This window comes from Actinomycetota bacterium (assembly GCA_019347675.1).
In the GTDB taxonomy this organism is placed as follows: Bacteria; Actinomycetota; Nitriliruptoria; order Nitriliruptorales; family JAHWKO01; genus JAHWKW01.
On sequence record JAHWKW010000042.1, the window covers coordinates 1 to 9,286 of the forward strand.

Here is a 9,286-nt window from a genome sequence, read left to right on the forward strand (position 1 = left end):
CTGGCCAGCGTGGTGATGCAGGCCTACGTCGAGGGGGTGTCGACCCGCCGGGTCGATGACGTTGCTCGTGCGATGGGCGTGGAGGGCATCTCGTCGTCGCAGGTGTCACGCATCTGCAAGGACCTCGACGAGATCGTGGACGCCTGGCGCACGCGGCCGCTGGATGCCGGGCCGTACCCGTTCATGTGGGTTGACGCGCTCAGCCTCAAGATCCGCGAGGGTGGGCGCATCGTGAACACCTGCGCGCTGATCGCCACCGCAGTCAACGCCGACGGACGCCGCGAGATCGTCGGGTTGCAGCTGGGCAGCTCGGAGACCGGAGCGGGCTGGACGGCGTTCCTGCGTGATCTGGTGGCCCGCGGGCTGCACGGGGTGCAGCTGGTCACCTCCGACGCGCACGGCGGGCTCAAAGACGCCATCGCCGCGGTGCTCGACGGAGCACAGTGGCAACGGTGTCGCACCCACTTCACCGCCAACCTGCTCGACCGCATCCCCCGACACGACCAGGCGATGGTCGGCTCGCTGGTGCGCACGATCTTCGCCCAGCAACGCCCCACCGACGCGTGGGACCAGCTCGACCGGGTGACCGACAAGCTCGACGAGACCTACCCCGACGCCGCGGCGATGCTGCGTGACGCCGCCCCCGACGTACTGGCCTACACCGCCTACCCCAAAGACACCTGGAAGCGCACGTGGAGCAACAACCCCCAGGAACGCCTCAACCGCGAAATCCGCCGCCGCACCGACGTCGTGGGCATCTTCCCCGACCGCGCCTCGGTGATCCGCCTCGTCGGTGCGGTGCTCGCCGAACAGCACGACGAGTGGCAGGTCGGACGGCGCTACATGAACCAGTCCACCATCCGCGAAGCCCTCATCACCGTCATCGACGTCGAACACGACACCGACAAAGAGGCCCTCCCAGAACTACAGACCGTGACCGCCTGAGCGGTCACACCCACGATGACAACGTGGTCTTCCACACCAACTTGCGGGACGCGACCGACGCCACGGATGTCGGTCGGAATCTGGCAAGACTCCCCTCGTTGGGTACCAACCCGTGTCCCACAGAACCACGCATGGGCGTGTGAGTCTCTCGACCACCCAGAGACGAGGGGATATACACATGAGTCAGGGGACGCTCCGTTCAGGCCCACTAGGCCGGGTAGTGGCTGTCGACGCTCGCATGCCCCCCGGGTCGTCCAGGAGAACGACCCGGGCACGTTGGACGCTCACGTTCGACACCGGCCGATGACCGGCCGGCTGCGTCGCAGCCACATCTGGTGGGCCTCTCGCAGCAACGACGCCACCAACATGACTGCCTGGAGCGCGTTCGCTTGGGTGTACTGGACCGGGTCGACGGCATGCACGGTGGCGTGGCGGTCTAGCCGGGCCGGCACTGGCTGCCGGTCCGGCCACCAGCCCTCCAACGCGGGCTGCACCGCCACCATCGTCATCGACTCACGCAGCCAGTACAGCGTGGCCGCGTCGTCCCACTCGATCGACTCGTCACGCAACTGCGGCAGCTTCTTGCCGAGCAGCCTGCGAATCGACGTCTCCAGTACGTTGACCGCAAGCGCCTGTGCGGCTGCCCACCGGCCATCGCCGGCCGCGTCGACAGCTTCGAGCCCGTAGCCGGCCAGCATCACCGTGACCGGGCGCCCGTCGCTGTCGGCCACGAGCTGCAGCGCCTGGCGGCAGTCCTCGAGGATGGCATCGGCGTTGGCGACGAGCACTGCACGACGATCGTCGCCGTCGTCGGTGTTCTCGATCGCGTTCAGCACGCTGTTGCGGGGCACCCAGGTGACGACCACGCCTTCGACAGCGAGGTCGAACCGGCCGCGGAACAGCTCGACCAGCCCGCGAGGGTCAGCCAGATCCCAGTTGGGTGGGACCGTCCGCTCGATCGCATCGACGGCGGCACGGCCGGCCCGCTCAAGCGTGGAGCGGACACCGGCGAGCGCGGCCTCGGCCTGCTCGCGGATCTCCGCGGCACGCTCCCGGAACGGGATAACGATCTGGGCGACGTGCCGCTGCATGTCTTCAGCGACCATCCGTGTCATCGCCCGAAGCCTGCGTACGGTCTCCGGGTCGAGCGACACCGATTCGCGGTCCTCGCGGGCCTGCGGCTCCTCGCGGTCGGGTGGCTGCTCGTCGGTCATGTCTGCACTTCGATGGGTGGGTTGCCGAGACACTCGTGGTCGGCCGGGACCTCGTACTCGAGGGTCGCCCCGAGTTCCTGGACGCCGGTGACCGGCGGGGCCAGGGGGACCGTCTCGTGGCATGCCCGACACCGCCCGATCGCGTGCAGGTCGAACTCGACCGGGTCGTCGCCTCTCTGCCGTGCGATGAGCTTCAGGTCGTCGCTCTTGAGCTCGATCACTGCCGCTTGCCAGCCGCGTGGCACCCGGACCCGCCCGACTGTCGGCTTCACGTCAGCGACCTCGCCGCGGGTCAGCTCGTCAACCGCCGTGATGATCGCGCTGACGCGTTCCCCGGCGACGCCAAAGGCGGTGGCGATCGCCTCGCAGGACTCGACCCACCGTGCGCGCGCCCGTTCCTCGAAGGCCACCGTGACCCTCCTCGATCGGCACGACCGGCAGAGTAGGAGCAGGCCACCTGGGGCGCCGTCCCCGTGACCTCCTCGGCGGACCGGCGACTCGCTGAGAGTGCGCAGGCCCTCGTGCTGGACGGGGTCCGCGTGCCCGCGGCCCACCGACTCCGCGGCTGAGTGTCTATGCGCGAGCCGTGATCGAAAATCCGAAACGGACGCATGGCCTCACCGCGCGATCGTGATGAGCGATGGCAGCTATGAGATGGCCGCCCGCAACCACGGATGTCGCGCGTGAGATCGCTCAAGACTCCCCGTTCTGCGCGGCCAGAGCGCGACGTCAATCCGCCCGTAACCGCTCGGGGCTTCGGACACATGTGCGTTAGCAGCGCGCGGCGAGAACCGTCCTCATTCTGTACGTGGTCTCCCGCGGCGTAGCGGAATCCGGCCTCGATACAAGGGTTCCACCCTTGGGGGTCTCCTTAGGAGACGCCCAACGATCGACGCGGGCAGCCGCGCCCGCTCGTTGTCACGTCGGAGCCGATCGGGTCGGTCCCCCCTCCAGCGTGGCGGTGGCTTGCTGAACATGCCGGCCTTCTCGTGCCCCGCTCGCGGTGCCCGCAGGTCATGGGCATGATTGAGTTGGGCGCCGTACCGAGGTCAGCATGGATGAATCCGCTCCGTTCGACCTTGACGCCATGGTCGCAGTGGCCCATGAGGCGCGGGCAGCTCACCGGTTCGGCGAGGCCCACGATGCGTTCATGCGCGTCCGCCAGCACGGTGAGCTGTCGACCGACGACGTCCTGGCCTGGAGCGATGCGGCGTGGTGGCTCGGCCACGCTGACCGGGCCTTGGAGTTGGCGGAGCTCGGTCACCAGCGGCTGCTGGAAGAGGGCCAGCCGATCCGGGCGGCGATGGAGGCGATGAGCCTCGGGTTCCTGCTGATGCTCCGCGGGGAGTTGTCGGCGGGGTCCGGTTGGTTGCGTCGCGGTCGGTCGCTGGTGGAGCGGTCCAGTGACGACCACGCGATGGGCTACGTGCTGCATCTCGACGCCGAGGAGGCACTGGAGTCCGGCGACCTGGATCGCGCGGTCGACCTCGCGCGGCGAGCGGGGGAAGCCGGCCGCCGCGGGTCCGACACCGCGCTGACCTCGCTGGCCCTGATGACGGAGGGCAGGGCTCGGCTGCGCGCCGGTGCGGTGGGCGAGGCGATGGCGCTGGTCGACGAGGCGATGCTGCCGGTTCAGGCCGGCCAGATCGCTCCCGAGTACGCCGGGAACCTCTACTGCCAGATGATCGAGATCTGCTGGCAGCTCGCCGACCTGCGCCGGGCCCGGGAGTGGACCGCCGCGACGGAACGCTGGTGCGAGCAGTTCGATAGCTCAGTGATGTTCTCGGGGATCTGCCGCATGCACCGGGTCCAGCTGCGCCAGCTGGCGGGCGAGTGGGACGCGGCGGAGGCGGAGGCCGAGGTGGTGTGCCGCGAGCTCGTTGGCATGAACACGGCGGTGGTCGCCGAGGGCCACTACCTGCTGGGCGACCTGCTCCGGCTGCGGGGAGCGGGCGAGGAAGCTGAGGCGGCCTACCGCCGAGCGCACGAGCTGGGGCGCGACCCCCAGCCCGGCCTCGCTCTACTGCGGGCCCAGTCGGAGCAGCCAGCAGTCGCCATGACGTCGCTGCACACCGCACTGGCCGGTCACCAGGGGGGCGACTACCGCCGGACGCCCCTGCTACGCGCCGTCGTCGAGGTAGCCGTCGAGGCCGGGGACCTCCAGGCGGCTGGGGAGGCGGCGGACGAGCTGGCCGTGATGGCGGATCGGTGGAGGACCGACGGCCTGCGCGCCGCCGCAGCCCACGGGCGGGGCGCGGTTGAACTCGCCGCAGGGGAGGCGGCCGCTGCGATCGCCCCGCTGCGCGACGCGATCCGCTGGTGGCACGAACTGGATGCACCCTACGACGGCGCGAAGGCGCGGATGCTGCTGGCCGAGGCGTGCGTGGTCCTGGGGGACCAGGACGCGGGACGGCTCGAGCTCGATGCGGCCGCCGCGACGCTGGAGCGGCTCGGTGCCGTCGTCGACCTGCAGCGCCTCGCTCAGCGCCGTCCCGACGCCCAGCCGCCCGGCGGCCTGACGCCCCGCGAAGCCGAGATCCTGGCTCTCGTGGCCGAGGGCATCACCAATCGCCAGGTGGCGGACCGGCTCGTCATCAGCGAGAAGACCGTCGCGCGTCACCTCGCCAACATCTACCTGAAGCTGGACGTGGCGACCCGGACCGCCGCGGCGGCGTGGGCGCGGCGCCAGGGGATCGCCCGGTCTGCATAGTCTGGTGCAGACGCCCGGCTTCGAAAGTTGCACGATCCGGCCGAAGTCGCCGAGCGGGGCGCTCCGTACGGTCGATCGCGGTCGCAGCAGCGACCACGACGCCGGAGAGGAGCGCACCGTGAGCACCGCGCAGACCGTCGCGACCGACACCGCCGTGGCACCCGAGACGACGATCGACCTCGACGCTGTCGAGGCATTCGCGGGTCGGATGCTGGGCGTCATCGCCGATGCTTCGACCGCCCTGACGCTGAGCATCGGCCACCGCACCGGCCTGTTCGACGCGCTGCAGGGTCTGCCGCCGTCGACGTCCGAGCAGGTGGCCCGCGCGGCCGGCCTGCACGAGCGCTACGTGCGGGAGTGGCTGGCGGCCATGCTCGTCGGCGGCGTCGTCGAGCACGACCCGGCCGCGGGCACGTGGCGCCTCCCGGACGAGCACGCGGTGGTGCTGACCCGCGGCGCAGGCAGTGACAACCTCGCGAAGCTGGCGCAGTTCATCGGGCTGATGGCCAGCGTCGAGCATGACGTCGTCCGCTGCTTCCACGAAGGAGGCGGCGTGCCCTACAGCGCCTACACCGAGTTCCACGCGCTGATGGCCGAGGACAGCAAGGACCTGGCCGAGGCGATCCTCATCGACCGGGTCGTGCCGCTGGTCGACGGCCTGGCCGACCGCCTCGACCAGGGCATCGCCGTGGCCGACATCGGCTGCGGCAGCGGGCACCACCTCAACGTGCTCGCCGCCGCCTTCCCCGCGAGCACGTTCGTGGGCTACGACTTCTCCGAGGAGGCAATCGCCGAAGCCCGGGCGACGGCCCGGGCACGCGGCGTCGACAACGTCCGGTTCGAGCTGCGCGACGTCACCGACCTGATCGGCGTCGGCCCGTTCGACCTGATCACGGCGTTCGACGCGATCCACGATCAGGCGCACCCCGCGGCCGTGCTGGCCGGCATCGCCGCGGCGCTCACACCGGACGGGGTGTTCCTGATGGTCGACGTCAAGGCGTCCAGCCACCCGCACGAGAACGTGGAGCTGCCCACCGCCCCGTTCCTCTACGCCATCTCGCTGATGCACTGCATGCCCGTGTCACTGGCGCAAGACGGGACCGGACTGGGGGCCGCCTGGGGCGAGCAGACGGCCACCCGAATGCTCCGAGAAGCCGGCTTCGGCTCCGTAGAGGTGCGCGAGGTCGAGGGCGACCTCATCAACAGCTACTACATCGCACGCCCGGACGGAGAACGGCGATGAGGACGCCGACCGTCCACGTCACCGACCACACCTCTCTGACCGCGGATCAGGTGCTGGAGGCCGCCCGGGACTTCTCCGAGCGTCGCGCCGAACTGTGGCCCGACGTCCACCTCGAACATCTCGAGGGCCACGAGATCGGTGACACGTCCGCCGAGGTGACCGAAGGCAACCCCGAGCCGTTCGGCTTCATCTGGGAGCGCCTACGCTACGACTGGTCGGAGCCCGGCCACGTCAAGGCCGTCGTGACCGACTCCAACATCTTCCACCCCGGCAGCACCTGGGAGATCCGCGCGACCCCGGACGGCGACCGCACTCGAGTTGAGGTCGTCGGCGTCCGCAACGTCAAGGGCGCCAAGGGCGCCATCATCGGGGCGATCATCCGCCTCGGGATCGGCCGCCGGGTCGTCGCCGACCACCTGCGCCACTTCCTCGCCGAGATTGAGCGGGGCAATCGGTGAGCGACACCCAGCCGCCCGCCCGCTGACCACCGCTCAGGTCGCCACGCCGGCGTGCTAGAACCGCCGCTCCGCAACGGCGCCGAGGCTTCCGAAGCTATCACGATCATGGGCGAATTCGGCCCCTCGGCCGACCGCGCGACAACCACGACTTTCTGCGCGGACTGACCAGGCACCGCCGGGTCGCATCCCTACCCGCGGTGATGGGTGCGGCTCCGGGAGGTTTCTTCGTGCCCCTGGGGTTGGCTTTCCGTCCGTCTGGGCACCGCGGTGCATACGGTGGTCTCCATCGGGTTAGCGTTGTGAGGGACCTCGGCCAGGTGTATCACTGCGATGTGGCGGCTCCACGCCTCTTTGCGATGCGGCTGTCAGTGAGGCGAGTTTGATGATGAGGGCACGTGCCGACCGACTGCGGGAAGCGCGCGACCTGTTCGCTGCACGTCAGTGGTCGGATGCGTGCGCGCACTTCGATGAGGTGGACGACGAGGAACCGCTGGGTAGTCACGACCTGCAGCGGCTGGCAGCGGCCCAGTACCTGATCGGCCGGGAGCTGGAGAGCGTCGACACGTGGTCGCGTGCGTTCCACCTCGCCCGGGTGCAGGATGAACCGGCTTGGGCGGCGCGGTGCGGTTTCTGGGTGGGGTTCGTGCTGCTCAACCGGGGCGATCTGCCGGGCGGCAACGGGTGGATCGCACAGCGTGCAGCGCGTGCTCGCGGATGTCGATGTCGATGTCGTCGAAGCCGGCTACGTGCAGTACCTCGTCGGTTTGCGGACGATCTTCGAAGGGGACGCCGGAGATGCATGTGCTTTGTTCGAGGCGGCGGCACAGGTCGGCGTCCGCTTCGGTGACCGTGATCTCGAGACGCTGGCCCGGCTCGGTCAGGGTCGGGCACTCATCCGGCTCGGACGCCTGAGGGGCGGTGTCGCATGCCTCGATGAGGCGATCGTCGGGATCAGTACCGGGGAAATCTCGCCGGTCGTGGTGGGAGACAGCTACTGCACCGCGATTGAAGGCTGCCAGGAGCTGTTCGACCTGCACCGGGCCCAACGCTGGACTGAGGACCTGAGCCACTGGTGCGAGGAGCACCCGGACCTGGTCGCGTTCCGCGGCCAGTGCCAGCTCCACCGCGCGGAGGTCCTCACGCTGCGCGGGTCATGGCCGGATGCACTGTCCGAGGTTGACCGCGCGATCGAACACCAGGCGCGCCCTACAGGCCAGCTCGCGGTCGGCGCCGCCTACTACCAGCAGGGCGAGCTGCACCGGCTGCGGGGCGAGCTCGAGCAGGCCGAGGTCGCCTACGAACAGGCACGTCGTCGCGGTCGGCAGCCGCAGCCGGGCCCTGCGCTCCTCCGCCTCGCGGAGGGGCAGGCCGCGACGGCGGAAGCGGCGATCCGCCGTGCGCTGGCCGAAGCGGACGACCCGACGACCCGGTCGCGGCTCCTGCCGGCCGCGGTGGAGGTGCTGGTGGCCGCGGGCGAGCTCGATGGGGCGGTGGAGGCCTGCGACGAGCTGGAGGCGACGGCAGCGAGCTTCCGCAGCCGGTTGCTGGATGCCGCGGCCGCGCACGCGCGGGGCATGGTCCGAGTCGCGGCGGATGAGCCGGAGGGTGCGCTGCCGCTGCTGCGGCAGGCACTGGAGGAGTGGCACGCACTCGACGTCCCGTACGAGGCAGCACGGGTCCACGTGCTCGTCGGGCGGGCGTCGCGCGCCCTGGGCGACGAGGAGGACGCGCGTTCGGAATGGAGGGCCGCCCGCGAGATCTTCGCCGATCTCGGGGCCCAGCCCGACCTCCAACGGCTGGATCGTCTAATCGCGGAGGACGCGGACCGGGACACCCACGGGCTGTCCGCGCGTCAGCTCGAGGTGCTGCAGCACGTCGCGGCGGGGCGTAGCAACCGCGAGATCGCGGACGCACTGGTGATCAGCCACCGCACCGTCGAGCGGCACGTCAGCGACATCTTCACCAAGCTCGACGTGTCCTCGCGTGCGGCCGCCACCGCCTACGCCTACGAACACGGCCTCGTCTGAGCGATGTGTGTGGGAACACCCATGCGCCGCTGACGAGAAGTTGGGTGCTCGCACCGAGGCCGGGGCGGCCGGCCGTTCGTAGCGTCGTCTCCGAGGTCGAACACCGACCCGAAGCACAGACGAGAAGGGGATTGCGCCATGCCGAGCACGTCGAGAGACACCGCATCCGATGCCGTGAGGTTCGAGGGCGTGGACATCCGCCTCGAGCACCTCGAAGGCGGCTACAGCGTGTGCTTCGAACGGCATACGGCGGACGCCGACCTCACCGAGGTGTTCCGCGGGCTGCCCGACGACCGCTCCCCGCTGCCGCGCTGGGGCTACGTGATCGAGGGACGCATCGGGTTCCGGTTCGACGACCGTGAGGAGATCTACGAGGCCGGCGAGGCCTACTACGTCCCGCCCGGCCACACGGTCGTGCATCACGCCGGCACCGAAATCGTCGAGTTCAGCCCGACGGCGGTCCTGGGAGCCACCATCGAGGTGGTCGCCGAGAACCTGCGCCAGAACGGCATCGCCCTCGACACCAGCGAACAGTGAGGACGCGGCGATGAACTACGAACTGGCCTACAAGCTCGGATTCCACCCGTGGGAGGACGCAGCCGAGCACCCACCGTTCGTCGAGACGCTCTCCGAGTTGCTGGCCCGCGAGGAGCACGGCCGCGAACCGCCGTTCGGGCGCGCGCTTGACC

General features: G+C 70.0%; 8 protein-coding genes. 6 read left to right on the forward strand and 2 right to left on the reverse strand.

Annotation, left to right across the window (positions count from 1 at the left end; translation table 11 throughout):
• Positions 1-945 (forward strand): IS256 family transposase (locus KY462_16195; protein MBW3579238.1); only part of this gene is annotated, 945 nt, incomplete at its 5' end.
• Positions 946-1,229: 284 nt separating this feature from the next.
• On the opposite strand, the gene KY462_16200 is transcribed toward KY462_16195, so the two are convergent.
• Both KY462_16200 and KY462_16205 read right to left on the reverse strand, forming a co-directional pair.
• Positions 1,230-2,159, reverse strand: a complete 930-nt coding sequence (locus KY462_16200) for a hypothetical protein (GenBank protein MBW3579239.1) — start codon at positions 2,157-2,159, stop codon at positions 1,230-1,232.
• Positions 2,156-2,569, reverse strand: coding sequence for a hypothetical protein (locus KY462_16205; GenBank protein ID MBW3579240.1), 414 nt, complete (start codon positions 2,567-2,569; stop codon positions 2,156-2,158). The genes KY462_16200 and KY462_16205 overlap by 4 nt, the downstream gene beginning before the upstream one ends.
• A gap of 644 nt (positions 2,570-3,213) precedes the next feature.
• Here KY462_16205 and KY462_16210 point away from each other — a divergent pair.
• The 5 genes from KY462_16210 to KY462_16230 all read left to right on the forward strand — a co-directional run bounded on the left by KY462_16210 (position 3,214) and on the right by KY462_16230 (position 9,134).
• Positions 3,214-4,869 (forward strand): helix-turn-helix transcriptional regulator, encoded by a 1,656-nt coding sequence (locus KY462_16210; protein MBW3579241.1) that lies wholly within the window; start codon positions 3,214-3,216, stop codon positions 4,867-4,869.
• A gap of 208 nt (positions 4,870-5,077) precedes the next feature.
• The gene (locus KY462_16215) at positions 5,078-6,112 is read left to right on the forward strand and encodes a class I SAM-dependent methyltransferase (GenBank protein ID MBW3579242.1); all 1,035 of its coding nucleotides are present in this window, start codon (positions 5,078-5,080) and stop codon (positions 6,110-6,112) included.
• Positions 6,109-6,570, forward strand: a complete 462-nt coding sequence (locus tag KY462_16220; GenBank protein ID MBW3579243.1) for a hypothetical protein — start codon at positions 6,109-6,111, stop codon at positions 6,568-6,570. The genes KY462_16215 and KY462_16220 overlap by 4 nt, the downstream gene beginning before the upstream one ends.
• Before the next feature lie 695 nt (positions 6,571-7,265).
• Entirely contained in the window at positions 7,266-8,597 is a 1,332-nt protein-coding gene (locus tag KY462_16225) for a LuxR C-terminal-related transcriptional regulator (protein ID MBW3579244.1), read from the forward strand.
• Positions 8,598-8,735: 138 nt separating this feature from the next.
• Positions 8,736-9,134 (forward strand): cupin domain-containing protein, encoded by a 399-nt coding sequence (locus KY462_16230; GenBank protein MBW3579245.1) that lies wholly within the window; start codon positions 8,736-8,738, stop codon positions 9,132-9,134.
• Positions 9,135-9,286 lie beyond the last annotated feature (152 nt).

Excerpts from the sequence above, each read along its gene's own strand:
- KY462_16230 (MBW3579245.1), top strand. The coding sequence starts at position 8,736 with ATGCCGAGCACGTCGAGAGACACCGCATCCGATGCCGTGAGGTTCGAG.
- KY462_16200 (MBW3579239.1), bottom strand. The coding sequence starts at position 2,159 with ATGACCGACGAGCAGCCACCCGACCGCGAGGAGCCGCAGGCCCGCGAG.
- KY462_16210 (MBW3579241.1), top strand. The coding sequence starts at position 3,214 with ATGGATGAATCCGCTCCGTTCGACCTTGACGCCATGGTCGCAGTGGCC.
- KY462_16215 (MBW3579242.1), top strand. The coding sequence starts at position 5,078 with ATGCTGGGCGTCATCGCCGATGCTTCGACCGCCCTGACGCTGAGCATC.
- KY462_16220 (MBW3579243.1), top strand. The coding sequence starts at position 6,109 with ATGAGGACGCCGACCGTCCACGTCACCGACCACACCTCTCTGACCGCG.